The organism is Halostella sp. PRR32 (assembly GCF_034808085.1).
Lineage (GTDB): Archaea > Halobacteriota > Halobacteria > Halobacteriales > Natronoarchaeaceae > Halostella > Halostella pelagica.
This window is the reverse complement of sequence record NZ_JAXHGL010000068.1, coordinates 1-282: the sequence shown is the minus strand read 5'-3', so window position 1 is coordinate 282 and position 282 is coordinate 1. Positions and strand designations below refer to the sequence as shown.

Below are 282 nucleotides of genomic sequence, written 5' to 3'. Positions count from 1 at the left end.
CCCACTTAGAGAAGACCGCGGAGGCGCTGGACCGCATGGACGAGCTCGTCGGCGACCTGCTCTCGCTGGCGCGACAGGGGGAGTCGGTCGGGGAGACGGAGCCGGTCTCGCTCGAGGCGCTCGCGAGGGACGCGTGGGAGAGCGACGACACGGGCGACGCCGAGCTCGTCCTCGAGACCGACGTGACGATCGACGCGAACGCGACCCGCACGCGGGAGCTGCTGGAGAACGTGTTCCGGAACAGCGTGGAACACGGTTCCACGGGCAGTCGGGCGGAGCCCG

The 282-nt window shown here is 70.9% G+C and carries 1 pseudogene; it reads left to right on the top strand.

The window, feature by feature from the left end:
- Positions 1–282 (top strand): annotated as a pseudogene (locus tag SM753_RS20420) (PAS domain-containing sensor histidine kinase); the annotation flags it as partial.